Origin of the sequence: Sphingobium sp., assembly GCF_035511395.1 — a bacterium.
Classification (GTDB): Bacteria; Pseudomonadota; Alphaproteobacteria; order Sphingomonadales; family Sphingomonadaceae; genus Sphingobium.
The window spans coordinates 1-24,604 of record NZ_DATKFP010000237.1; the positions used below are offsets into that span (position 1 = coordinate 1).

The following is a 24,604-nucleotide window of genomic DNA, read 5'->3' on the forward strand; positions in this document are numbered from 1 at the left end:
GGCCGAGGCTTTCTTGCATTTCTTAAGAAATTTGGCCTAGTTTGAAGGCAGCCGTGGAGACATGGCCGGAGGCGTGGAAACCTTCTTAGAGTTAGAGCCGGTCAAGCTTCTTGACCGGGTGGCGGACGCGTATGTCCAAGGCCACCCGGCCCAAAGGCGTCCGCGCCTGAACTAACTCTCAGGTTTCCAACACCCGGTTTCGGGGGCCGGCACGTCTCCGAATAGGGGGCGTGCCGCCGGCTGGGCACTTCCCAATCAACTCTCGAGCCGGGACGATGAGAAACGAGTAGGGACAAGGTGTGGACAGCCATCTGCCGGTTGGACGACTTGCTCAAGCACTGGAATCCATGTCGCGAGAGAGCGCCTGGGTTGCAATTGTGGCGACGACCGCTCTGCTCACCTGGGCGAATTCGAGGTTCCCGGACGCGGGGCTCGCACCGCTATACATACCCGCAATCTGCGCAGCATGCTGGTCCTTGGGCGAGCGCGCCGGCTATTTTGTCGCGCTCGTCTGCGCAGTCTCGGCCATCATGCCTCATCTTCCGATGTCGGATTCTTCGCCATTGGCATTGGCAGTCAGGACGACGGTTCGGGTTGGAACCTACCTTTTCGTGGCCGCCACGATTGCGAGTTTCCGGCGCTCGTTTGATCGTCAGCGTCATCTTGCCCTGCGAGATCGAATGACCGGCGCGCTCAATGGGGAAACATTCCACTCCTACCTCGAGGAGACTCTCGACGCTGCGCGCGAGGACCAAGGGATCCTGCTGCTCGCCATTCTCGACCTCGACGATTTCAAGGCGATCAACAACCAGCACGGGCATGCCGCCGGCGATACGGTCCTTCGCACCTTCGCACGCGGCGCGAGAGAACTCGTGCGGCGGGATGATGCGTTCGGCCGAATAGGCGGCGATGAGTTTGTTCTCCTCCTTCGCGTCCGCCCATCCGATGCCGGGGAGAGCTTCGCACGCACTCTGCACGGAAGAGTGTCGGTCGTCCTTGCAACGGGAGAATATCCTGTCACCTGCAGTATGGGTGCACTGATCATCCAGCCTGACAATGGGCAGAACGCGGCATCGCTGATGAACGCGGTCGACCAGATCATGTACCGGGCCAAGCGTGGCGGCAAGAATGCGGTCGAGATTGGATGGGCCGAGCGCGCGCAGGAGATTAAAACCCGGGAAATGCCACTCAGCACCCGTGAGCAGATCGCGTGACAGGGCAGCGTTCTGATCTCGAGCGGGCCATCAACCTGATGACGGAAGTGCGCCGGATCCTGGATCGATGGGGGCTCAATGTCGCGGCGGCTCATCTCGAGCGCGCGCATGATGTCGCTGCGCAGGCGGTTTTGGCGCCGTTGGAGGGGCAGGCCGACGAGGCAGGATCTGCGGACCGCCTCCCGCTTGATCGGACCGCGATCCTTGCCCTTGGGGGCACCTTTGCCGTCATTGCCGCCGTTCTTGGCCGTGCCAACGTCATTCCGATGCGTGAACTCGCGGAAATTCTCGCCATCTATGCGACGACGACATCGGAGACCGACAATTCGCAAGGGCTCCTGATCGCATGCTGGGCGGGCATTCTGCGCGAAGCAGCCGAAGTTGGAGAAAAAGGCTAGAGGGGCGGTAGATATGCGGCATCTTCGTCCGGCGCCCGGGTAGCTGCCGACGAGGAGAGCGGGAACCCGGGGTGGGTCGGGTTCCCGCTCAACAGAATCCAAACGGACGTTCATCGCTGAGATGTCGAGTATGTCCTTGTTACCGGCTTCTCCGTCTCGGCGCCGACATAAAAGCGGGAAGGGAAATGGAGGTGCAACATGATGCATTTTACCGAGCGCGTGCTGACGGACGAGTTAGCCGAAGCCAAGTGCCTTCTTCAGCGTGCGTTGGCCATCCTCGATGCGCACGACGAACACGCTGCGGCATATTGCGTCTGCGATGGCATTGAACGGTTGATCGGAGCACCAAGCACAATCGAGCAATGGTATCTGATGACCGGAAGGGATCCAGAGGGAGAACCCTTGGATGACTCGGCCTGAGGCTACAAGAATGGGTTTGAACTCTGCTGAGGGTACCCTGGCCCGAACCCAACGCGATAGTCGCGTCAATTGTGTGGGCTCTATCAAGAAGCTAGAAAGCGACCGAAAAAAGGCGACACCACTTGGATGCCGCCCTTTCGAGTTCAAAAGGGCTTCGAATTTTCATTCTGCCCCTCGGGTCGCGATGAATCGTTACCATTGCGAGACGATATGATATTGTATAAATACGACACAATGGGTCTCACACGGTGATTTTACATCGAGTGTCAATTGGCAAGTTCGTTAGTCTTAGTCCGCCTCTTCGATGCTACAGATTATGTCGAATTCTTTTCAACAGTGGCCACGCCGGGGCTCGGTCAGCGCAATAGGCTGGTTGCAACATCTTGATATCGCTTCGGGTGAAGCCCATCATGTGACGGGAACCGGAGCATATCGAGGGTTTCGTCGCGAAAACTAACGGCTACCGAGCTCACGACATAGGAGCGAGGACGCGAATAGGGCAGAATCCAGATAACGCGGCGTGAGCTGATCGATGATCGAATGCGTATGAGTCGTTCCGACAGAAGGCCATCCGGCATATCGTTCGAGCCGATCGCTATTACGGTGACACCGAAACGTCTTGCGGGTTTCCGCCAAGCCAAAATCTGCTTGGCTGTCGCGCCTTCAGCCGCGACGACTGTGCATGGCCGCGCGAGGCGGGCATTGGTGAATTGAGCGGTGCCGACTGCGAGGCTGTCGCCTAAAAAGAGGCATTCGAACATCAGGCCAACCTCCTCAACCAGTGTCCCTCAGGGCGCCAAGGCTGCCAATGGCGCCCTGAAGAATGCTGCAGATGGCACTTTCGAGACTATCGGCGACATTGGTTATGTCACGTGGAGTTGCTGATCGCGCTCGGCTAGCCGCTTTTTTTCACGCGTTCGCCAGCACCTTTTCAAGCGCGGCACTTTTAAGGCATTCAATCGGGTTCATCGGCAGCTATGTTGTCGATGAAGCCCTCGAAGAGCCCTATGACGTGGCGTGACGAGATGGCCTGTTCGAAATCTCGCGGATGCACGAACTCGTCGCGAAACCACGGATATATGTCCCCGGCGAAGCAGCTGGTCAGCCATGTTATCACCGATTGCACGCCGGACGAGGAGGCCTTGGCCGGATTGGCCACGCAAAATATCTCGCGCCGCAATCGAACGTCCAGGTCCAGTGGACGCACCCGCCTGCTGATCGCACGGGCGTAGGTTGGGAGGATGCCAATGCCTCCGCCGGTCGCAATCGCTCGAAAATGAGCGGAACTGCTGTTGGTCCTTATGCTTATCAGCCCCGGCACTTCCGAGCGTCCCAGGATGAAGGGCAAGAGGTACGAGGCGACCTGGTCTGCCTCCTGCCATACGAGCTTATGGTTCGGCCATTCGTCAACAGATGTCGGGGTGCCCGCAACCTTCAGATAGCTCTCTGCGGCGAAGGGCATGAGATGCAAGCAGCCGATATGGCGGACGATGGCCGTCCCTTCTGCGGGGGGCTCGAGTTGTACGGCCAGGTCACATTCGCCGCCGGCAACATCGCTGCGACTCATGTCGCAGTGGAGATCCACGTCGAGGCCAGGATTTGCGCGCTGGAACTCCACGAGGCGAGGCATGAGCCAGTACGTACCCAGGCCCTCCGTAACGGCCATACGGATTCGCTCGCGTTCGCCGGCGGAAGGACGAACTGCCTCCGCGCTCTGCCGTGTCAGCCGCATCTCTCGGGCGGTGAGGAGCAGCTTCTCGCCGACCCGCGTCAATCGCAATCCGGAGGGGCCGCGCTGGGCGATGACTTCGCTCAGCTTGTCCTCGATTCGCTGCAGCCGGCGGCGGATCGTCCCGACGGCGCGGCCGGTCTTCGACGCACCAGCCCGCAGGCTGCCCGCCTCGACCACGTCGAGAAAAAGCTCCAGATCGGTCCAGTCGACGAGCTTGAGCTTTTCCTGAAAGGACTTGTTACCGGAAGAGGAGCGTGTCTCGGATCGGCGATTGCCAACTTTGGCCGATGGGATGGGTATCTTTCTAGCGTTTCGCGCTTTCTTGGACGTGGGCAAACCGCTCTCTCCTCTATTTCGGATCACAGCAGAATCCGCTGCAAGAGAGTTCATGCGATCTTTCAAAATCAATAATAAGTTCGGTCAATCCGGATGTTTCTGTTTGGGTCAACGTTTGCGAGGAGATCCGGAACCCGGATGTGTCAGTCATTCCCTGGCGCCGTGACATTTAGGCACATCGATGGCGGGGTGCGTCAAAAGTGAACCCGCCATAGCGAAAGATGACCTCGCCTCAAGGTAAGCAGATGTAGGTATTTGGGTAACCCTTTCAGTCACGAAGGGGGATGCATGTACCGGGCGAACATACAAACCGCGGCGATCGACGGCTTCCACACGATGGCATTTTCCGAGCGTGTCCAGAGGCTATGTGCTGCTGGTGATAGGACAATTCCCGTGACGCGGGCGGCGAGTTTGGATGAAGCACTTGCCGCATTGGCTTTTGCGAGGCGCCAACTCAGGGGCTTGGTACCCAACGATGTCGCTGCGGCCGCTATCGCGCATAACCGGGAGATTTTTCATATCGTGGGGGAGCAGGACGAACGATCAGATCGACCGGCGTTCCTCGCGTATCTCCCTCTAAATCGGCAGGGAGCTTCGGCGCTTGTAAACCGACAGTTCAGCGGAATGGAGCCGGACCTGACGATGGTCTGCCGAGCTGATGAACGGCCCCACGCAATCTACATCTGGCTGATGTTCGCCCCCGGCACGCTGACGCCGACGCTCCGTGCGCTGGCTCCCCTTCTCGGGCGCCTCGCGCCGGAAGGTTGTCCGCTTTTTACGCGAGGAGTGACTGGACATATGTCTCGTCTATTCCCTGCCTTGGGTTTCATTGAAGCGCGCCACGTCTACCCAAATGCTGCAGCGGATCTGCTGGCCTTGTCCCCCCGTTCGGGGTTTCCGCTCTTTGAGAACGAACTGGTTGCACGACCTGCCGGCGCGATCACGGTGCGCGTAGCGCGCACGATGGAAGACATTCTGAAATGCTTTACGGTCCGGTCGGCGACTTACATGGCGGAACAGGATTGCCCGTTCGACGAGGAGTTCGACGGAAATGATTTTTGCGCGACACATTTCCTCGGCGAGATCGATGGTGAACCGGCGGGCTGTATTAGGGTGCGCTATTTCGCGGACTTCGTAAAACTGGAACGTCTCGCTGTGCGGCATGAATTCCGGAACTCGAGGTTGTCTTTTCGCCTCGTCAGGGAGGCGATTAGCTATTGCCGTCGCAAAGGATATCGCCGCGCCTACGGTCATTCTCGCAGCGACCTGGTCCGCTTCTGGGGTATATTCGGTTTCAGGGCAATTGCGGACCGACCGCGCTTCACCTTCTCCGAGGTCGAATATGTCGAGCTCGAGGCGAGCCTCGCGGCGACGGAGGATCGGCTCGCCATTGGTGCCGACCCCTACATACTGATCCGTCCGGAGGGAGATTGGGATCGGCCTGGTCCGCTGGACCGATCGTCATCGCGGCCCGCATCCATCGGGTCGCGCAGGCGCAATCGCGGACCGTCTGTCGAGCGCATGGCGCAGAACCTTACATCCTCCTCCACGGCGGGTGCATAATGTCAGGGTCGGAGAGGCAGCGGGACCGCTGGGCGCCAGTTCCCGACATAGAGGACCCGGGCGTCGCATGCGGTTGCGCAGGCGGTCTCGCGCGAGACGTGTCGGCAGATCCGGAGTGCGCTCTGCCCGGTGCCCGGCTGGCACATTGGGCGCTGATGGCCCGGCGCTTACGGGAAGAGGTGATCGGCAGTGATCTCTTCTCCGACCCCGCATGGGACATCCTGCTGGATCTTTATGCCGCGCTTGGACGCGGTGTATGCGTGAAAGCCAGCAGCGTCTCGCTGATTGCTGGCGTGCCCCCAAGCACGGGCCGCCGCTGGGTGAGCAAGCTCATTGATCTTGGCCTCATTGAGCGCGCGAAAGGGCAGCCGGATCAGCGCTTCACCTATCTCGGGCTCAGTGCGAAGGGACGGGAGATCATGGAAGTCTTCATGGACCGCCTGGCAGGTAAAGGCATGCCACCCTGTTGCATCGCTAGATTAGGCTGTCCTTATCGCTCGAGCGACCAGGCCGTGGGATGAACGGCTAAATGGCCGCAGGGCGTGCCTCTTGGTTTGGCGCGATTGACGGCCCGCTGAAGGCTACTCCGTCGTCGACGCCGCAGTCTATGTCGTCGAGCAGATCCAGTCCCTCGTCCAGCCGCCGGATGAATCCAACGGATGCACTGTGTGTCGCGATCCGATGCCATGCTCAGCTTGGCCTCTCATCGGGAATGGCGGGACTCCCGCTCGGGCGCTGCCACTTCGCAGCTTCGCGCAGCGCGCAACATAGGCGTCCTAACCGGCCAAGAATTTGTTCGGAGCGTCTGAAATTCAGGCCCGCGCCCATTGCGGTGATGCGCGCATGGTCACTTGACTTGTCGTGCGGCGGAATGTCGGGAAACCATGGATAGGATTTATTCGTATATATCGAATATATACAGGGCTGCCATGCATCAGCTTACCCAGATCGAACTGTCCAACTGGCTAGCGCTTTATCTCGCCGCAGGCTTGTGCTGCGCGCTCGCCTTCGCGCTCGCCTGTGCCACTGCCGCTATCGAGATTTACCGGGACCGTTCATGGTCGACGATCAAATCCGTCAGATCCGCGGTGCTTTTCATACCTCGGACATGGTGGCGCTGGCAGAAGCTCTATTTGACCTCGACCCCGGTGACTCTCGGTATCGTAAGCTTATTCGCTGCGTCGATGAGGTGGGGCTGATCGCGGCAGTCTGGCCGTGCTGTCTGGAATAGGATGATAGTTCGAGCGGCAGTGCGTCGAACGAGCTCTCCTCTGATCAAAGCCCGAACGCGCGCGACACCATCGGTCCTATCCGATCCTCATTCGCGTCTTTCTGGGAAATGCAAAGTAGGGGTGCTATCTGCTCCATACGCGGATGGGTGGTGGCCTTTGCTGCAAGATAGGCATCGTCCGTCGACCCCATCGCTTCGACCACGAGCTGCCGGATTTCCCCGGTGCTGCGGGAGCGCGCTTCAAGCAGGAAGTCGGGACGACATGAGCCAATGTCGGTGAGCGTGTCGAAAACAGGCTTTTCGAGCACAAGATCGATCTGTCGTCGATCGAAGTCGCGCCGGAGCTGGAGCAGGTCGCGCAGGACGGTGCGCTCAAACTCTGAGTCAACCGGAATGAAACGCCTTCCCGAGAAGATTGGCTGGGCATAGCCTCGAAGCGGGGCATATCCGTGCGCTTCGGGATATTCGCCGGCCACGATGAGGACCAGATAGGGGCCTTTGATCGTGTTGCCCCGCACGGATGGCGATTGCACACGGTTAGCGAGCACAACCGGGTCGCAGCCCGCCACCTGGATTGTCGATCCACGAAATTCCTGGGCGAAGAGCGCGAGAAAAGCCTGCGGAGCATGCGCGCGCGGCCAGCGCCGCGCAAGTTCGCGCAGGCTCGCATAGACCCGTTTGCTGTGGAGCGCCTGTGCGTGGGTCCAGAAGGCGCGACCAAGCTCCATTCCCGGCGCGATCTCGACCCGCTTGGCCGCCTTGGTCAGACATCGAAACTCATCGCCGATAGAGTGGTCAGGCGCCTCGTGCGAGAGGGGCATCGTGCGATTGAGGCCCGCGATATGGATGAGGCGCCAGAGAAGGCGGGCCAGACGCGGCACGGAGGCTTGGCGGGTTCGATCGTCGCTGCTCTCTTCTTCTGGTCGTTGTGCCAGCTTCTCCGGCGCGGGCCTCAGCACTTCAAAATAACCCGCGGGGGGATCGGCGGGGCTCTCGGGCGTGCGAACCTCGGTGACCCGGTTTGTCGCCTGGTCGCGAAAGAAGGGGCAATCCGGCAGGTGCTCCGGCCGGTTGGGGCTGGTGAGGCGACGGAGGTAGTAGGTTTCCGCCTCTGATAGGAAGGCTGGAGTGAGGATCGGCGGGGCTGCCTCTGGAGCCAGGCAATCGCAGGCGATCCATTTTTCGCCGAGCCGAGCTTGCTGGACGAGCATTATCCCGGCTTCCTCATCATGCCGGGAGCCCTTGCCGACGTACCACCTCACAAGCGCGTCACGAACGGGGGCGGGAAGTGGAATACGACCAGCGCCTCGGCCATCGCTGTGGCGTGCGATCAACCACATTTACCTGCCCCCCGCGAACAGGGAAGCCTGTCTGAAGCGCCCAACGGTGGATTGACAAGCTGGCATCTGCTGATCTTCCCTTTCCTCAGTTCGCAAAAAGGGAGGTCTTTATGCGTGTGTTTCTCCTGGGCTTGGTTGCGGCGAACCTCGTCTGCTCCGCACAAACGCAGGCCGCGCCGAGAACTGCACAGACCGCGCGGAGCGTGCAGCTCATTGCGATGGGGGCGACAGCAAAGCCAGATCCCGGCCCACCGGCTCCGCCAGACGATCAAGCCGTCGGCGGCGCCCCGCCGGCTGATTTCAAGGTGCATGACCTCAGCCGCCGTTGGGTCGAATTCGAGATGGCCAACAGTTTCGCTGGCGAGAATACCGCTCATCCGCCGTTGCAGGACGAGGACCCGTTCGCGCATGTCGGAGTTGCGCAGCCGGCCGTGCATCCAGCAGAGATGCCACCTTATCCAATGTCCTCGATCCCAGTGCCGATCTGGATGCGCGGAGGACCGGTGTTCGCCTCGGCCGCCTCCAGCTACGTGCCGGGCTGCTACGCGCCCGGCTACAGACCCACAGGCTTTCTCGCCTCCGATGCCGAGATCCGGCGGGCGAACTACTACGGCATGATGAGCAATATCGCCTGCCAATACGGCATTCCCGTGGGACTGTTCGACGCGATGATCATCCGGGAAAGCCGCTATCGGCCTGATGCCTTCTCTCCCAAAAGTGCCTTTGGACTGACGCAGCTGATGCCGGGTACGGCGGTCGCGCTTGGCGTCAACCGTTACAGCGTGGAAGAGAATCTGCGCGGTGGCGCAAAATATCTGCGTCAGCAGCTCGACCGCTTCGGCCACTACCATCTCGCGCTCGCCGCCTACAATGCTGGTCCGGGACGGGTTCGGAATGGACTGGTGCCTCGGATCACCGAAACGCAGGCCTATGTGGATAATGTGCTGCTGAACTGGTCTCGTCTGAGCGGCATCAACCGGCCGGTGACGGTCGTTCCACGGGTCCGGGGAGCGCCAGCGAGCGCCGATCAACGCGCATTCGGCCGGACCGCGGCAGTTTCCACTTTCTAAGGAGACGAGGGGTTGACGCGCGCGGCCGGCATTCAGGCCGCTTGCGCGAGATGGCTCAGCGCCAGAGCTCATCGCGCTGGGTGATTACGGTGCGGCGGCCCATGACGAACGCGACCGCCTTGGCGATATCCTCGATCCATCCGTTGCGGAGGATGGCTGCCCATTCGGGCCGCGCTTCGGTGCCATCGAGGCCGTTCATGGTCTCGAGTGTCTGCACCAATTCCTTGCCTAGGTCTTTGACGATATCGCCAACGAGATTGATGACGCTGTCGTAACGCGCCTTATCCGAGGGATCGAGGTCGCGTAACGCTTCGGTGCGCATGAACGCCTTGAGGATATTCGTTCCCAGCGCCAGCAGGATCGCCTCCAGTTCATCGACTGTCATGGAGAGGCGCTTCTGCGGGGTCTGATGAAGAATGCGGCCCAGCCTTGATTTGCTGATGCCGGTTTTCTCGGCCAGGGAACGATGCCGTGTATCGTTCGCGGCCATCAGGTCGCGGATCAGACGAATATAGTCTGGCTCAAACGAACCGACAGACAGCGATTCCGAGGTTTCCGACATGCAGATCCCCACCACACCTTTCCGGTGGATGAAGAGAACATGACAGATTCTTCATTTGCAAGCCTGCTTGGGGCCAAAATGAGCGGCATTCAAATCACTGAGAGCCGGTCACATCTCGCCTAGTGACGCGGGCTGCTCGGCGGAATGGCAATTCTGGCCGGTATCACCCGTTCCAGGTCCATTTTTGCCAGCACCCGCGCCGCTTTCTGTTCGACGACATAGTCGAAGAGCAACACGGAGAGGGCATCGCCGACGGTGAGATCGGCGTCGAGTTCCCTGCTGAGAAGGTCTTTAACGTCATCCAGGCAGTCAGCGCTGGTCTGTGAAATTTGAAGTTCGATGCGGATCTCGCCTTGGGTTGGAATTGCGACCAGATGCTCTTTCAGGGTGGTCATGTCGCGATCTCGGATTCGCGAAAGGCTTCCGATCCGAGCCTCCAGGAGGCGCTCAAGGGTTTGGTAGGACTTTGTCTCGTTGGATCTGAGCCGGAGACTTTCCGTGGTCAGGCGAAAAAGATGCTCGGAAATGTCGAGCGTGCAGCCTGGAATGTCAGCGCCGATCGTGCCCACGTCTTGATTAGCCTCGTATCGAAAGGGCCCGTTGATCGTCGGGCGCTGCGGAGGGTTAATGAAACGATAATGGTTAACATTTTACGAGTCCGCCCTGCGAATCTATCGCCGTTACGTCGCTTTCGCAATTCTGAGGCAGTGTGCCCTAGAGCGCGGGCGAGGCGTCCCAAATCTGGGGCAGTATGGCCTGAAACCGGGGCGCGGTGTCCCGCTAAGGCGATCGCTCGTCAGCTAAGCATACAAAATTTTACGATTCGCAAACGGTCGGATCGACGTTCGGTTGCACAGCCGCGAGCCGATTGGTCACCCTTTGCTTGGGCGCGGTTCCGTCGCGTCTCCAACCGAAGGAAATCCACATGCAGTCTGTCCTCAAAAAGAGCGGACACGCGGAGCTGGCGATCCTCGCCCTCGCCGTGCTTCTGTTCGCATTCCTCTTCTTCGCAGGCCCCGCATTCGCCGGTGCCGACACGACGTTCAACACCGCGCTGACCAAGTTCACCGACTTCCTCGAAGGGTCCGGCGGCAAGATCATCACCGTGCTCAGCCTGGCCGGCGGCATCGTGGCGCTCGCATCGGGCCGGTTCTCGATGGGCCAGATCGCCATTCCGGTCGGTGTCGGTGTGGGCGCCGGTACCGGCATTCCGATCGTCACCTCCACCGTGACCGCAACGATCTGAACCGATCCTAGGCCCCGCGCGGAGTAGCAGCTCCGCCGGGGCGCAAGGAGGGGGTGGTGCAATGGCCGCAGACAAGTACGTCATTCCAACTCATCTCGATGATCCCGAGCTGATCGGGCTGTGGACCCTCGATGAGTTCCTGGCGATGGTTATTCCGTTCGTCTGGGGGATCCTGTCTCAGCACATCCTCATCGGCATGCTTCTTTCGGGTGCGGGCTGGTGGGGTCTCAGAAAAGCTAAGGCGGGCCGGGCGACATCTTGGCTGCTTCACCTGGCCTATTGGCATCTGCCGGCCGGTTTCACCGGTCTCAGAGCCACGCCACCCTCATATCTTCGACTGATGGCGGGGTGATATGGAACTTTCCTACAGCCATACGAACAGCCAGCGTATCCTGCGCCAGCGTAACATCCTGGCCGTCGCTGCGGCCGCGCTTGGCGTGCTCACCCTGCTGCTGTTCACAGTCAGCCTGTCACGCGATCGGGAGGTCGTGCTGCAGCCGGTGCTGCGATCTTCGCTGACAATCAGCTCCGCTGGCGTCAGCCACGAATATCTCGAGATGATCACACGCGACACGGTCGTGCTGACGCTCGACCGCAGCCCGCAGAATCTCGAATATTGGATGAATGCGGTACTCGATATTGCGAGCCCGCGAACGCAGGGCAAGATCAAGGCCGATCTGCTCAAGATCGTCAGTGAGCAGCGGGGCTCGTCGATTTCGCAGTTTTTCACGATCCAGAAGATGGAGATCGACACCAAGAACCTCCGTTCGGAGGTGACCGGCGAGCTTCACACGATCGTCGGGGACAAGGTCATCTCCAACGAGAACCGCACCTTCCGCTACGACTGGGAATATTCCGGCCTGTCGCTGAAGCTGGTCGGGTTTGGAATGGTGAAGACCGGCGCCGCCAAAGACCAACAGGGGAGCGACCAATGATGCCGGTCTATGCCATCGGGAGTGCCGCCCTCGGCACTGCCTTCCTCACGCGCGTCTATTGCCATGCGAGCCGCTTCATCGGCGCCGGTCTCGTCGCGCTGGCGATCTTCCTGATCGCCGAGCCGGCCTTCGCCGATCAGACGATCATGGCGAGCGACAGCGCCCAGGTCGATTGCACCGCGTCGGCCAAGGATCTCACCCGCATCAGCCTCGTCGAGGACGAATTCGCGAGCGTGTCGAAGATCTCGACCGGCAATCCGCAGGACGACTTCTCGGTCGTCAACGAGCCGGTGCGCGGCGACATCTATCTCTCGGTACCCGATGGCTTCGGGCGTCCCGCGCTCTCCTTCTTCGCGACAAGCAAGCGCGGCTATGTCTACAAGTTCGTCTGCCGCATCAGCGGCGACCAGGCCGCCCAGGTGTTCGTGTCGAACCCGGCGATCGCAAACGAGCGGGCCGCGGAGAACGGTCCCACGAACCAGCTTGGTCCGCAGGATGCGGCGGTCGAACTTGTCCAGGCGATGTACTCCAACGCCGTCGCGGACGGATATGAGATGCGCCAGCGCACTCTTCGCCCGGTCTATGTCGGGACTCTCAAGGTCCAGATGATCGCCGAGTATCGGGGGTCAGAGCTGACCGGCAGGGTTCTCCGGATCGAGAACAAGGGCGACCAGAGCGTCGAGCTCACCGAGAGCATGATCGCTCCATCGAGCGCGCTCGCCGTGTCGATCGCCGACAGCAAGCTGGCGCCGGGCACGGTCACCACGGCCTATCTCGTCTCGCAGAATGGCCCCAGCCCGCTGGCTGGCCAAAACACTCTCACGGGAAGGTGAGGACATGGCTCTTTCCGACATCCTGAACCGCAAGCGCCGCCCGCTCGATGATGGCTCCGAAGAGGGCGTCTCCCCGGTCGCCGGAGACCTTGGCGGCAATGACGCGGTTCGCCGCCGTCAACGCCTGCTCCTGGCCGGCGCTGCGGGCGTGGGTCTCGTCATCTCCTCTTTCTGGATTTTCGGCGGTGACGACAACAAGTCCAAGCTCGCCGATGATAGCGTCAGCGAGGTCAACGTCTCGACCAAGGATCTCGTCAACCGCAATCTCTCCCAGCAGGAGTGGATGGCGCTTTCCGAGAATCGCTTCCAGTCCACCGAGAACCAGCTCAAGTCGATCGACGGTCAGAACCACCGGCTCGAGATGCTGACGGCGCAGGTCGAGGCCCTGAAAGGCCAGAACCAGGCGATGCAGGCCGATGGTCAGCGCGTGCTGTCAGCCTATCAGGCCGAGAACGAACAGCTGCGTCGGCAAGTTGCGGACCGGCGCGCGGCGCAGGCGCCGACGCCAGGGCCCTCAGCGATGTACGGCCCCAATGGACCGCAGGCCTATCAGCGTCCCGACGGACAGGGCAGCGCACAGGGGGCCGCTCCGGTTGCCTCGCCCGCCGAGGTGAAGCTCGTCAATTTCACCACGGCCGACAGCGGAAACGCTTCGCGGGTCGCCAAGGGCAACACTGTCTCCGCCGACAGCGTCAACTATCTGCCGCCCAACAGCTTCGCGCGCGCGAAGGTCATCGTCGGCGTCGATGCCAGCGCCGGGGTCAATAGCCAGAGCGATCCCTTGCCAGTGGTGCTGCGCGTCACGGGCCCGGCGCGCTCGGTCTACCAGAATGGCCGCCTGCTCACGACGAAGATCGAGGGGTGCCTCATCAACGGCGCAGCCCGTGGCGATCTCTCGAGCGAGAAGGTCTACGTCAAGCTCCAGAAGATGACGTGCCCGCAACCCGGGGGCCGCTATGCCGTGTCCGAGGTCAAGGGCTTCATCGCCTTCGGCGGCAAGACGGGCGTGCGCGGCCGAGTGGTCTCGCGCGAAGGATCGCTCGTGACGCAGGCCTTCCTGGCAGGTCTGGCCGGCGGGTTCGGTCGCGGCTTCTCCGCCAACGCCAACTCCGTCTTCCAGGGCACCAATATCACCACCAACGGCCAGCGCCAGAAGCTCTCGACCGGCGACATCCTGGAAGGCGGTTTTGGCGAAGGCGTCGCCCAGACCGGCGACATGGTCTCCAAATATCTGATCGAGCGCGCCGAGCAGTACCAGCCGGTGATCGAGATGCCGACCGGCATCGACGTCGAAATCGTTTTCCTGGAGGGTGTCTATGTCCGCAATTGACCGCATACGCACGCTGGCGCGTCCATCGCGCCTGGTCCTCACCACGCTTCTTGGGCTCAGCGTTGCCGGTATCGCGCTTGCGGCCGACACCAACAGCCCGGAAGATCGGGTCCGGCTGCTGCTGAAGACGCGGTTGCCCAAGACGCCGGTCACCGCGATCGATTGCGGGAAGATCAGTGGCCTGTGCGAAGTCACCGCAGGGGCCAATCTGTTCTACGTGGACACCGGGGCGCGCTTCCTCGTCATCGGGCGTGTCTATGACATGCAGACCCGGCAGGACATCACCGCCGCCCGGCTGCTCGAAATGAACCCCGACATGCTGGTTGGGGCAGCCGCCAAGGCGAATGCCACCGCAAATGCCGGCGGGGACGACGAGTCCGCCCAGCTTGCGGCGGCGACACCGGGCCGCACCGAGAAGCTTGCGCGGCCAGAGGTGCCGCAGAAGCTTTCGCTGGCTGAACTGCCGCGCGAGGGTGCGATCGTTTGGGGCAACCCTTCGGGCCAGACCGTCACGATCTTCACGGACTTTCGCTGCGGCTACTGCCGGGCGCTCACGAGCGTGCTCAAGGACATGAACGTCCGGGTCGTCGAGCGGCCGATCTCGGTGCTCGGAAGCCGCGACGTCGCCGATCGCGTCTACTGCGCGAAGAACCGCGAGGCCGCGCTCCATGCGGCCTATGCTGGCGAGGATCTGAAGGCGGGTCCGTCCTGCGACACGTCGGGTCTCGACGCCAACGAGGCCTTCGCCCACCGCCATGGTCTGAGTGGCACGCCCGTCATCGTTCGCGGCGACGGCGCGGTCATCGAGGGGTTCCGGCCGCGGGCCTTCCTCGAGAACTGGCTCAAGGGAGGGCAGTCGTGAGCCGGCGGCCTGCCATGCAGTCCAGGCACAGGCGGCAGCGCCTTTGTCTCACCGCTGGGCTTGGCTTCACCAGCCTTCTCGCGCTGAGCAGCTGCGCCAGTTTCGGAGGTAATGTGCGCGGGAGTTTCTCCTGCGCGGCGCCGGACGGCATTTGCGCGCCGAGCTCGACGATCGACGATCGGGCGCTTGCACTCATTTCGGCAGACCCTTCGGACGGTGATGCCATGCCCACCGGCAATATACGGCAGCCGATGCGCGGCCGGACCAACCGGGCGCAGGTCGGCCATCCGGCGCGCCTGGCATCGGCGGACGCCGGACGCACCCAGGAGAAGGTCCTGAGGATCGTCTTCCAGCCCTATATCGACGAGCGCGGGCGGCTTCATGAAGCGAGTGCGGTCCATGCGGTGGTCGCGCGCGGCGAATGGCAGCAGCAGGCGCTGACGGAGGTGGCCGTGCCGCCGCGGCGATCTGCCGCCGCACAGGGCTTGACGGAATCGCTGGCTGACGCGGTCGACCGCGTCGACCCGCCGCTGGACAGTTTTGCGCTTTCCGATCCCGACGCCCCGGGTCCGGCGGCGGTGGCAGCCGCGCGGGCGCGCAAGCCCGATGCGGTCCCAGATCCGGTCAGTGCGATCAAGGCGGATGTCCGCGCGCGTCTCGCTCCCAAGGCGCAAGCGGCATCCCGCCCGGGAACGGCGGCGGCTTTGAGCCACACACCGTCGGCTGCCGCCTCGCCGGTGCTCCAACCCCCCTCCGGAGCATCGACGGGCGGCAGTCCCCAGGCGAAGGCATCTCCGACCCCAGCGCCAGTCCCGGCGAGCGGAACCGGCGCCGCCGCCGTTGCCCACGTCAAGGCCGATCCCCGTTACCAGGAGGTCGCGACCGGGGCCGCGAAGGGCGCGCGGGATGCCGCCGCCGCGCAGTCGGGAGTGCAGGCCGCACCCGCCGCGATCGCTCCGACCGTGAAGGCCGCGAACTTCCCCGCTGCCGTCCAGGAGGATAAGTGAGATGGCGGGGGGCGTCTTCGAAAGCCTGCTTGCCGGGATACTTGGCGACGCCAAGCGGCCTGACGCCGAACGGCCGGAACTCGGTGTCCCGATGCTCGCGCACTGGCTGCCCTATCGAAGCTATGATCCCAAAACCGGGATCTTTTACAACAGCGCCTCTCGGGGTTTCGTGATCGAGGCGGCGCCGCTCGTTGGTGCTGATGAGCGGACGGGTGAGATCCTCACGCAATTCCTGTCGGAAGCGATCCCCGCGCCCGGCTGCCTGCAGTTCCACCAATGGATGAGCCCGCGGATCGGCGAGCGTCTCTCGAAATGGTATCTGCCGCGCTATTCGGCACGCGGCGTCTACGAGCGGATGGCCAAGCACCGGGTCGATTTCCTGACCGACGGGGTCTGGAAATCGTTGTCGGCCGATGCGCCCTTTTCGTTGCGCAACCACCGGGTCGCGATCTCCTATTCGACGCCCGAAACCTCGAGCGTCACGACCGAGGAGATCGTGGCGGTCATGGACGGCCTCATCTCGGCGCTGGCGTCGATCAACGTCTCGGCCCGTAAGATGGACCCGCCGGCGCTGATCGCCTGGATCGACGACATCACCTCGCCCACGACCGCGGCCGGCGAGGATGTCGTCAGCTACAATCCGCTTGATCCCATCGCCGACCAGGCCATCCGCCGCGACGTCGAGCTGCATGTCGAGCCCGACCGCATGCTGCTGCGGACCGAGCGCTTCCGCCCCACCGGCAAGACGATCGACGAAGCACCGGAGATCGGCGAGATCCTGCCCGACGTTTTCGACGTCCGCTCCTTTTCGGTCCGCAACCTGCCGGCGCGCTGGGCGCCTTGGGACGTCGCGCGCCTGATCGGCGACATGTTCACCGATAAGCTGCGGATGCCCTGTCCGATCGCGACCAACCTCTGCGTCGAATTTCCCGACCCGATGGCCGCGAGCAACAAGGCGAGCTTCAAGTTCATGCGAACGACGAGCCTCGCCGATTCCAAGTCCTCGCGTTTCCTCCCGCAGCTCAAGGACCAGAGCCAGGAATGGCGCTATGTGAATGACGAAATCCGCCAGGGCCGCAAGCTCGTCCGCGTATTCTTCAGCGTCACTTCCTTCTCGCCCAAGGGCAGGGGCGATGCCAACGAGCGGGTGCTGAAGTCGGTCTACGGGGCTGCGGGCTGGGACCTTCTCGACGATCGATATCTGCAGATCATGGGGCTGCTCTGCGCGATGCCCATGACGATGGCGAATGGGCTTTCGCGCGACCTCGAGCGCATGAAAAGGATGCGCACGTTGCTGACCACGACGGCCGCCAATCTCGCGCCGATCCAGGGTGAGTTTCTGGGGAGCCAGGTTCCGCATCTGATGCTGATCGGGCGGCGCGGCCAGCCCTATTTCTGGAGTCCCTTCGAGAACAAGGCGGGCAACCATAATGTCGCCGTCGTCGGCAAGTCCGGGTCGGGCAAGTCGGTGACGCTCCAGGAACTGTGCGCGTCGCTGTGCGGCGCCGGCGCGCGTGTCGTCGTGATCGACGATGGCCGCTCGTTCGAGCACTCGGCCAAGCTGCAGGGCGGCGCCTTCGTCGAGTTCACCATGTCGTCGGGCTTCTGTCTCAACCCCTTCAGCATGATCGACGAGGAGCTGGCAAGGCAAGACGAGGACTATCTGCTCGACTGCATGGCGATGCTGAAGGCCATCGTGAACCAGATGGCACGTCACATCGACCGGCTGAACGACACCGAGCGGGGCCTGATCGACGGCGCGGTCAATGCGGTCTGGGAAGAGAAGGGAAGGGCCGGTTCGATCGACGATGTGATCGCCGCGCTCGATGCGACCGGCAACCACCAGGCGAGCGACCTCGGCATCGCCATGCGGCCGTTCTCAAGCGGAGGCACCTATGGCCGCTTCTTCCAGGGCGAGGTGTCGTTCGAACTGTCGGCGCAGCTCACCGTCTTCGAGCTTTCGGACCTGTCGTCGCGCGAGGAACTGAGGAGCGTGGTCCTAACCGCGATCATGTTCATGTCGCAGCAGATGATGCGCAAGATCGATCGTTCGATCCCCAAGGCGCTGCTGCTCGACGAAGCGTGGCAGATGCTGCGCGGCGGCGCGATGGCCGACTTCATCGAAACCTATGCGCGCACCTGCCGCAAATATGGCGCCTCGCTGGTGACGGCGACCCAGTCGCTCAACGACTATTACAAATCGGCCGGCTCCGTTGCCGCGCTCGAGAATTCCGATTGGTTCGTGATCCTCCAGCAAAAGCCGGAGACGATCGCGGATTTCAAGAAGCACGACCGCTTCGAGATGGACGATTACACCGACGCGCTGCTGCGCTCGCTCAAGATCAACGGCCGCGAATATTCGGATATCCTGATCAAGGGCCCCGAGACGCTGGCCGTCGGGCGTCTGGTGCTCGATCCCTTCTCGGCCACGGTCTATTCGTCCAGTCCCGCCGTCTACGCCGCGATCGAGGATCTGGTCGCGCAGGGCCTCAGCATGGACGAGGCGATCGAGCGGATCGCCTTCCCCGACAATCCCGAGAAATGGGCCTCGCACGGCGATGCCGAGCTCGCGCAGGCGGCGGAGTGAGCAATGGCCACCAAGAGCCCACAGACTAAGGTCAGGACGCGCAGCCATCCCTGGGTCGACACGCGCGCCCTGCTTTACTTTGGACTACATTTTGCGGGATTCCTGGCCTCGACCCTGCTGATGACCTGGGGTCTCTTCGCTCTGTTCTTTCTCGCGCTCGGCGGCTTCTCGCTCGACGGGCTGATGAACCAGCTCAACAACCTGACCACCCGCTACGTCATCGCGACGCCGCCCCGCGTCGCGTCCTTCAAGACAGTCTTCGCCGTGGCCCATGTCATCCTCTCTGCAGGGCTCATCGTCCTGCGGCGCGGCAGGATCATGCCCCCGGCCCGGACGCAGGGAGATCCCCGCCATGGCTGAGCAACCCGAACTCGATCTTCCCGCGCCGCCGGCGGCCCCTCTCGAGCCGGCAAGGGCGCCACGACGGACTTACTTCGCCGGCTATAGCCGGATGCAAATCCTTGGCGGACTGATCCTCCTGGCTGCAGCCATCTGGGGCATGTGGGTGACGAAGACGCTCGTCACGCCGAAGCAGGATCATATCGTCTCGGCCCGTCTGTCATCGATTGTCGGCGAATATGTGCAGGCCCTGGCGCGCTCGGCATCGCCACCGGCGCAGGTCGAAGCCGAGATGCGCACCTTCATGGCGTCGCTCGACAAGGAACTGCAAAGGCGCAGCGCCGGCGGCCAGATCGTCCTCGTCGGGGAGGCCGTGCTGACGAAGAACGTGCCGGACATCACCGACAGCCTGAAGAATGCGGTCTATGCTTCGGGCGTGCCACGGCCTCGTCAGGCGTCGGCCGAGGAGCTCCAGCAGCTCGAACAGCAGGCAATGGCGGCCGCTCAGCCGCAAGTCGTTCCCCAGGCACAGATCGCCGGGCAGTTGCCGGGGGCTTCTGTGCCGATCGATCCGATGCTGGCGGCGCAGGGCATGCAAACCGGGCCCATGCAACAGCAGGCTGCGCCGCAATATGCCCCGCCGGCGGCGCAGGTGTCCACCTTCGGAGGTCCCGATGGCAGCGGCGGCCAGTAAACCCGCTGCCGCGCCGGCTCCAGCCTGGCGGCCGCGGATGCGGCTGTGGCAGCTCTTCGGCCTTTTCGTCGCGGGCAGCATCGTCCTGAGCGCGATCGCCGAGTGGCGCAGCGACCATCTCCTGCTGATCAATACGACGGACTCGCTGCCGAACTGGGCCTTCCTGATTCAGCGCCACAAGCTGCCGGCGCGCGGCGACTATCTGTTCTTCGACCCGCCGCAGAGCGCGCTTCTGCGCCGCCATTTCGGCGCGAAGCCCCGGATGTTCGGCAAGATCGTCTACGGCATGCCGGGCGACACTATCAGCCATGCCGGTAGCGAGGTCGCCGTGAACGGCCGCACGGTTGCGCGGATGAAGCCGCTCACGCGGTTCGGCGAGCCGCTGACCCCGGGCGCGACCGGGGTCGTGCCACCGGGATGCTATTTCGCGGCGACGCCGCACAAGGATGGCTTTGACAGCCGCTATGCCGAGATCGGCTTCGTCTGCGCGCGCCAGGTCATCGGAACCGGGGAGCCCATCCTATGAGGATGCTCGTTACAGGCGGCCTCGCCGTCGCCGCGACGGTCGGAGCGCTCGTCGTCATAGGCCCGATGCGATCGGAAGCGAAGGATTACGGCCAGGCGGCGCAGACCTTCCCGGTGATCGAGCCTGATCTGCTCTCGACGATCGAGAACCGCCTGAAGCGCGCGGAGGCGAGCGGCGAGCTCGCGCGCACGAACGAGATGTTTGCCAAGCGCGTCGAGGCCAAGGTCCGGCGGCCCGATCCCGTGTCGGGCATCACGCCCGCGCGCACCGCCCGAAGCTGGGACTTCGATCCCTCGATCACGATGGAACGCGACATTCGCGACCAGAAGGGCAATCTGATCGCCGCCAAGGGCCAGCGGATCAACCCGCTCGATCTCGTCACGATCCGGCAGGACCTGGTCTTCATCGACGGCGACGACGCCGACCAGCTTTCCTGGGCCACGGCCCGCTATTCCGACATCAAGGCCAAGATCATCTTTGTGAATGGCTCGCCGATCGAGCAGATGACCGCGAAGAAACGGCGCTTCTACTTCGACCAGGAAGGCAAGCTCACCTCGCGCTTCGGCATCGAGCACACGCCTGCGGTCGTTGCCCAAGCTGGCAAGGTGATGAAGGTCACAGAGGTCGTCCTCAGGACGGGAGGCCCCAGCTGATGCCGCTGTGGCTCGACATGCTCCGCACGCCGATGGCGGCGCCTGAGACGGCCGATCTTCGGCGGCTGCGACGGATCTGGCAGCTTCTCTGCCTCCTGTTGGGCGTCAGCGTCCTTGCCCTGCAGCCCTTGCTGCGCCTGATCGGCCGGGCGGCGCCCTGCGCGATCGCCGCGCTGCTCATCGCGGCGGTGTTGACCACCGCGCTCTACCTCGCGCGCAAGCACCGCGCCGACTCCGCTTTTCTCGACGCTGCCGGGGAGGATCAGTGATGCGCGCCGTTCGATCCGCTGTGCGGCTCTTCGTGATGATGATCGCGGCCTTCGTCCTCGCGCCGAGCGCCGAGGCGGCCGGACCGACCTGTCACGGGAAATTCGTTAATCCGATCACCGATGTGTGCTGGTCCTGCCTGTTTCCGCTGTCGGTGGGCGGCCTCAAGATCTGGCCGAGCAGCCGGCCCGATACCTCCAATCCGGCGTCGCCCATCTGCCTGTGCGGCAGTCCCATTCCGCGGATCGGGATTGCGGTCGGCTTCTGGGAGCCCGCGCGCCTCGCCGACGTCACGATGAAGCCCTGGTGTTTCCCGAACCTGGGCGGCATGCGCATCGCGCCGGGTTTCGACATCGGACAGGGCTATTTGACGGGCCCCTCCATGGTCGGCGGCCGATCCCAGAGTACCGCGAAGTGGCACGTCCACTGGTATGTCTACCCGCTGCTCTACTGGATGGAGATACTCACCGACTTCGTCTGCTTCGAGCAGGCGAGCTTCGACATCGCCTATATGACCGAGATCGATCCGCTCTGGCAGGACGACTCGCTGACGGCGCTGATCAACCCGGAGGCGATCGTCTTCGCCAATCCGATCGCGCAGGTCGCCTGCGCCGGCGACTGCATCGCCGGCACCGTCCATCTCCCACTCGACCCGCTGTTCTGGTGCGCGGGCTGCCAGGGCAGCATGTATCCGCTGAACGGCAACGTCCCGTCTTCGATCGGTCATGTGCAGTCCTCGCGGCTCGCGCTGTCGCGCTTCGCCTACAAGATGCACCGCGAGGCGCTGGCCTGGGGCACGATGGGCTCGGCCGGGCTCTGCAAGAAGTACCTGATGCCGATCATGCGGAAGCAGCAGTACCGCTTCCAGATGGTCAACCCGATCCCGACGGTGAGTGGCCGCTTCGCCTGCTCCGCGATCGGGGCATCCACCATGCCGCCTGACGCAGGCCGCGCCTATCCCGCCGGCGGCGAGGACATGGGCTACCTTGTCTGGCGCAAGCGCAACTGCTGCGTCCTTTAGGAGGAACGATGCGCACCTATCTCTGGGTTCCGGCCGCCATTCTCACCATAGCCGGCATGTCGGCGCTGTTGGCGCAGAACGTCGACGGGATCGACATTCAGGCGATCAAGCAGCGCTCGGCCGATCTCCAGGCCGATGCCGAGGCCTTCGTCAACCAGGTGAAGGACCGGGGCGATGCCTTCCGCGAGGATGCGGCGCAGTCTCGCGACGGCGGAATGGCGAACATGCAGCGGGTCGCGAAGAGCGAACTGCCCAAGGGTCCGGCCGGGCCCGTCGACTTCGATGAGATCGTCGCCGGCGCTGCCTCGAACGCGACAGCGGGCAAGGGCGAGGCGCCCCAGCTCATCGTCTTTGCCAGCCTCTCGATGCCGCCCCAGTCTTTGAAGAAGCTGATCGCCGATACCGCCAAGGCCGGCGGCGTGGTTGTCTTCCGCGGATTCCCGAACAATTCGATGAAGGAGTTCGCCACGAGCCTCGGCAAGATCGTCGACCGGCAGGACGATTTCGCCAATGTCGGCATCGATCCGCGCCTCTTCCGCGCGTTCGACGTACAGGCCGTGCCGACCTATGTCGCGGTCTCGTCCGATTTCGACCTGTGCGCCGGATTTTCCTGCCAGACGAAGGTGCCGCCTTATGACCGGCTCGTCGGCAACGTCTCGGTCGAATATGCGCTCGAGCAGTTCGCCGACGGCAATGGTCCCGGTGCGCGGATCGCGGCTGTCGGCCTTTCCAACATGCGCAAGACTGCCCCGTGAGGCGCGCTCTTGCCTCTTCTGTGCTGTTCATGGCGCTGGCGATGGGATCGCCGGCATTGGGGCAGATGACACTCGATGAGGCACGGCAGCAAGGCAAGGCGCTCGGCACCGAGAAGCGGAACGACTCCACGCTGGTGCCTTCGAACGATGCACAGGCGGCCGCCGTGCCGGGCTATTCGGGCACGAACCTGCCGGAGGGCTCCTATTTCGACGATCCGGAGAGGCTGGAAGCGGCGGCCCAGTCGGCCAAGTCGTCGAACGAGCAATATCGCATCACCACCGACGCCGATCGCACCCGAGCGACCTTCAGCAATTCCGAGATCCTCTCGACGACGGCCCGCGCGACTTCGGTGGAGAATGACCCATCGACCTATCTCGCCGGCGAGTCGATGGGAGGAACCAAAGGCACCTGCGTGCCCTTGCCGCCCGCGACCGGCAGCGCGGGATATTACGAGGCGAGCTGCAACGCCGGCAGCAAGGTCACGACGGAGGCGCGAACCTGCAACGTCACCCTCGATGTTCGTGCCGAGCCGCGGACAGTCTACACCTATTATACGGGCCGGTTGAGCTTCCTGCCGACCGATGGTGGCCCTTATCCCGCGCGCGCCGCGTTCGACGACGAGATTGCATCGGGCGTTTGCTGGGAAAGCCGGGTCATCGACTATTGCGACAATATGAGCGCCTATGGGTACACTGCGGCGCCCAACTGCAAGAGCCTTGGCCATACCGCCGTCGAGGTCAAATGTACGGCGGAGGCCCAGGGGATCACGCCGGGCGAATACCATCCAGGCTATGTGCTCTCGACCGGCAATTATTGGCTGACCAAGCAGGACGAGCCGGCGGTGCCGGTGGTGACGCGCAACGAAGGTCTGTGTGCCGCGAATGCTGCCGACGCGAACTGCACGCTCGAGACCGAGGTCTGCACTTCCAGCGATCCGGTGACCAGGATCGTCAATGGCGTTCCCGTCACCCAGCCCTGCTGGGCATGGGAGCGCACCTATCAGTGTCATCGCATTTCATCGGCCAACGACTGCGGCGACCTCGAGGCAAACGGCAGCTGCACGTACCTTCGGACCGAATGCCTGGACGAGGAACCCGACGGGGGTCCCTGCAAGGTCGAGAACCGGGTCTACAAATGCCCGACGCCGTCAGGCGGCCCGAGCGATGCGCCCCAATATATCTGTGGCGACGACGTCTACTGCATCAACGGTGACTGTGAACCGATCGTTCGAGAGGCGTCCACCGAGTTCAAGGATGCGCTGGTTGCTCTCCATTCGATCGACCAGGCCGGCAAGGAGTTCGATGAGACCAATTTCACGGTCTTCAAGGGCAGCCGCGAGACCTGCCACAAGCCGGTCTTCGGTCTGATCAACTGCTGCGCGGGCAAGACGTCGGGTCTTCTCACCGTCGGTGCCGGTGCCGCGGCGCTGGCGGGAGGACCGGCCGCGATCGCCGCGCTGGCGACGCCCTTCCTGACCTTGTTCGCCTGCTCACAGGACGAGATGAAGCTCGACATCAAGGACCGCATGGGCCTCTGCCACAATCTCGGCACCTATTGCTCGTCGAGCTTCCTCGGCATCTGCAGCACGAGGCGAACGGCCTATTGCTGTTTCGAAAGCAAGCTCAGCCGGGTTCTTCAGGAGCAGGGCCGCCCTCAACTGGGCAAGTCATGGGGCTCCGCCA

General features: G+C 63.0%; 28 protein-coding genes. 23 read left to right on the forward strand and 5 right to left on the reverse strand.

Features of this window, described 5'->3' with window-relative positions:
* Positions 1-476 precede the first annotated feature (476 nt).
* The 3 genes from VMR39_RS16860 to VMR39_RS16870 all read left to right on the forward strand — a co-directional run bounded on the left by VMR39_RS16860 (position 477) and on the right by VMR39_RS16870 (position 2,032).
* Complete coding sequence (locus VMR39_RS16860) at positions 477-1,214, forward strand: GGDEF domain-containing protein (protein WP_325417198.1); 738 nt, start codon at positions 477-479, stop codon at positions 1,212-1,214.
* Positions 1,211-1,612, forward strand: coding sequence for a hypothetical protein (locus VMR39_RS16865; RefSeq protein ID WP_024020815.1), 402 nt, complete (start codon positions 1,211-1,213; stop codon positions 1,610-1,612). Before VMR39_RS16860 ends, VMR39_RS16865 begins: the two co-directional genes overlap by 4 nt.
* Before the next feature lie 198 nt (positions 1,613-1,810).
* The gene (locus VMR39_RS16870) at positions 1,811-2,032 is read left to right on the forward strand and encodes a hypothetical protein (protein ID WP_024020814.1); all 222 of its coding nucleotides are present in this window, start codon (positions 1,811-1,813) and stop codon (positions 2,030-2,032) included.
* 356 nt (positions 2,033-2,388) lie between these two features.
* On the opposite strand, the gene VMR39_RS16875 is transcribed toward VMR39_RS16870, so the two are convergent.
* Complete coding sequence (locus tag VMR39_RS16875) at positions 2,389-2,793, reverse strand: hypothetical protein (RefSeq protein WP_084625445.1); 405 nt, start codon at positions 2,791-2,793, stop codon at positions 2,389-2,391.
* Between the two features lie 194 nt (positions 2,794-2,987).
* The gene (locus VMR39_RS16880) at positions 2,988-4,100 is read right to left on the reverse strand and encodes a LysR family transcriptional regulator (RefSeq protein WP_235219115.1); all 1,113 of its coding nucleotides are present in this window, start codon (positions 4,098-4,100) and stop codon (positions 2,988-2,990) included.
* A 393-nt stretch (positions 4,101-4,493) separates the two neighbouring features.
* Here VMR39_RS16880 and VMR39_RS16885 point away from each other — a divergent pair, with 393 nt between their 5' ends.
* From VMR39_RS16885 to VMR39_RS16895, 3 genes are all read left to right on the forward strand, one after another.
* The gene (locus VMR39_RS16885; RefSeq protein ID WP_325417205.1) at positions 4,494-5,663 is read left to right on the forward strand and encodes a GNAT family N-acetyltransferase; all 1,170 of its coding nucleotides are present in this window, start codon (positions 4,494-4,496) and stop codon (positions 5,661-5,663) included.
* Between the two features lie 98 nt (positions 5,664-5,761).
* Complete coding sequence (locus VMR39_RS16890) at positions 5,762-6,184, forward strand: MarR family winged helix-turn-helix transcriptional regulator (protein WP_152536494.1); 423 nt, start codon at positions 5,762-5,764, stop codon at positions 6,182-6,184.
* A gap of 536 nt (positions 6,185-6,720) precedes the next feature.
* Positions 6,721-6,894, forward strand: a complete 174-nt coding sequence (locus VMR39_RS16895; RefSeq protein WP_161633929.1) for a hypothetical protein — start codon at positions 6,721-6,723, stop codon at positions 6,892-6,894.
* Between the two features lie 44 nt (positions 6,895-6,938).
* On the opposite strand, the gene VMR39_RS16900 is transcribed toward VMR39_RS16895, so the two are convergent.
* Complete coding sequence (locus tag VMR39_RS16900) at positions 6,939-8,234, reverse strand: hypothetical protein (RefSeq protein WP_031309899.1); 1,296 nt, start codon at positions 8,232-8,234, stop codon at positions 6,939-6,941.
* 110 nt (positions 8,235-8,344) lie between these two features.
* On the opposite strand from VMR39_RS16900, the gene VMR39_RS16905 reads away from it, so the two are divergent.
* On the forward strand, positions 8,345-9,304 hold the full coding sequence (locus tag VMR39_RS16905; protein WP_019054298.1) for a lytic transglycosylase domain-containing protein: 960 nt from the start codon (positions 8,345-8,347) through the stop codon (positions 9,302-9,304).
* 55 nt (positions 9,305-9,359) lie between these two features.
* Here the strand turns inward: VMR39_RS16905 and VMR39_RS16910 are convergent, their stop codons facing one another.
* Positions 9,360-9,866: a helix-turn-helix domain-containing protein gene (locus VMR39_RS16910; protein ID WP_019054297.1), complete on the reverse strand. Its 507-nt coding sequence runs from the start codon at positions 9,864-9,866 to the stop codon at positions 9,360-9,362.
* A 119-nt stretch (positions 9,867-9,985) separates the two neighbouring features.
* A complete protein-coding gene (locus VMR39_RS16915; RefSeq protein WP_019054296.1) occupies positions 9,986-10,435 on the reverse strand; it encodes a hypothetical protein in 450 nt (149 codons plus the stop codon).
* Positions 10,436-10,791: 356 nt separating this feature from the next.
* Here VMR39_RS16915 and VMR39_RS16920 point away from each other — a divergent pair, with 356 nt between their 5' ends.
* The 16 genes from VMR39_RS16920 to VMR39_RS16995 form a co-directional block, all read left to right on the forward strand.
* Entirely contained in the window at positions 10,792-11,112 is a 321-nt protein-coding gene (locus VMR39_RS16920; RefSeq protein WP_024020808.1) for a TrbC/VirB2 family protein, read from the forward strand.
* A gap of 61 nt (positions 11,113-11,173) precedes the next feature.
* Entirely contained in the window at positions 11,174-11,464 is a 291-nt protein-coding gene (gene traL / locus VMR39_RS16925; RefSeq protein WP_017184781.1) for a type IV conjugative transfer system protein TraL, read from the forward strand.
* 1 nt (position 11,465) lies between these two features.
* The gene (locus VMR39_RS16930; protein WP_024020807.1) at positions 11,466-12,047 is read left to right on the forward strand and encodes a type IV conjugative transfer system protein TraE; all 582 of its coding nucleotides are present in this window, start codon (positions 11,466-11,468) and stop codon (positions 12,045-12,047) included.
* Positions 12,044-12,880, forward strand: coding sequence for a type-F conjugative transfer system secretin TraK (locus VMR39_RS16935; protein ID WP_019054293.1), 837 nt, complete (start codon positions 12,044-12,046; stop codon positions 12,878-12,880). Before VMR39_RS16930 ends, VMR39_RS16935 begins: the two co-directional genes overlap by 4 nt.
* Before the next feature lie 4 nt (positions 12,881-12,884).
* Positions 12,885-14,210: a TraB/VirB10 family protein gene (locus tag VMR39_RS16940; protein WP_019054292.1), complete on the forward strand. Its 1,326-nt coding sequence runs from the start codon at positions 12,885-12,887 to the stop codon at positions 14,208-14,210.
* Positions 14,197-15,072 (forward strand): DsbC family protein, encoded by an 876-nt coding sequence (locus VMR39_RS16945; protein ID WP_019054291.1) that lies wholly within the window; start codon positions 14,197-14,199, stop codon positions 15,070-15,072. Before VMR39_RS16940 ends, VMR39_RS16945 begins: the two co-directional genes overlap by 14 nt.
* A 14-nt stretch (positions 15,073-15,086) precedes the next feature.
* Positions 15,087-16,079, forward strand: coding sequence for a TraV family lipoprotein (locus tag VMR39_RS16950; RefSeq protein WP_026149938.1), 993 nt, complete (start codon positions 15,087-15,089; stop codon positions 16,077-16,079).
* A 1-nt stretch (position 16,080) separates the two neighbouring features.
* Positions 16,081-18,666, forward strand: coding sequence for a type IV secretion system protein TraC (gene traC, locus VMR39_RS16955; protein ID WP_019054289.1), 2,586 nt, complete (start codon positions 16,081-16,083; stop codon positions 18,664-18,666).
* A 3-nt stretch (positions 18,667-18,669) separates the two neighbouring features.
* On the forward strand, positions 18,670-19,026 hold the full coding sequence (locus tag VMR39_RS16960) for a hypothetical protein (protein WP_019054288.1): 357 nt from the start codon (positions 18,670-18,672) through the stop codon (positions 19,024-19,026).
* The gene (locus VMR39_RS16965) at positions 19,019-19,699 is read left to right on the forward strand and encodes a type-F conjugative transfer system protein TrbI (RefSeq protein WP_026149937.1); all 681 of its coding nucleotides are present in this window, start codon (positions 19,019-19,021) and stop codon (positions 19,697-19,699) included. The genes VMR39_RS16960 and VMR39_RS16965 overlap by 8 nt, the downstream gene beginning before the upstream one ends.
* Positions 19,680-20,225, forward strand: a complete 546-nt coding sequence (locus tag VMR39_RS16970) for a S26 family signal peptidase (protein WP_019054286.1) — start codon at positions 19,680-19,682, stop codon at positions 20,223-20,225. Before VMR39_RS16965 ends, VMR39_RS16970 begins: the two co-directional genes overlap by 20 nt.
* On the forward strand, positions 20,222-20,878 hold the full coding sequence (gene traW / locus VMR39_RS16975) for a type-F conjugative transfer system protein TraW (protein WP_019054285.1): 657 nt from the start codon (positions 20,222-20,224) through the stop codon (positions 20,876-20,878). Before VMR39_RS16970 ends, traW begins: the two co-directional genes overlap by 4 nt.
* A complete protein-coding gene (locus VMR39_RS16980) occupies positions 20,878-21,147 on the forward strand; it encodes a hypothetical protein (protein ID WP_019054284.1) in 270 nt (89 codons plus the stop codon). The genes traW and VMR39_RS16980 overlap by 1 nt, the downstream gene beginning before the upstream one ends.
* Positions 21,147-22,166 (forward strand): conjugal transfer pilus assembly protein TraU, encoded by a 1,020-nt coding sequence (gene traU, locus VMR39_RS16985; RefSeq protein WP_019054283.1) that lies wholly within the window; start codon positions 21,147-21,149, stop codon positions 22,164-22,166. The genes VMR39_RS16980 and traU overlap by 1 nt, the downstream gene beginning before the upstream one ends.
* Before the next feature lie 8 nt (positions 22,167-22,174).
* Complete coding sequence (gene trbC / locus VMR39_RS16990) at positions 22,175-22,921, forward strand: type-F conjugative transfer system pilin assembly protein TrbC (RefSeq protein ID WP_019054282.1); 747 nt, start codon at positions 22,175-22,177, stop codon at positions 22,919-22,921.
* 29 nt (positions 22,922-22,950) lie between these two features.
* Positions 22,951-24,604, forward strand: a 1,654-nt coding sequence (locus tag VMR39_RS16995; RefSeq protein ID WP_325417225.1) for a conjugal transfer protein TraN, incomplete at its 3' end; no start/stop codon positions are given.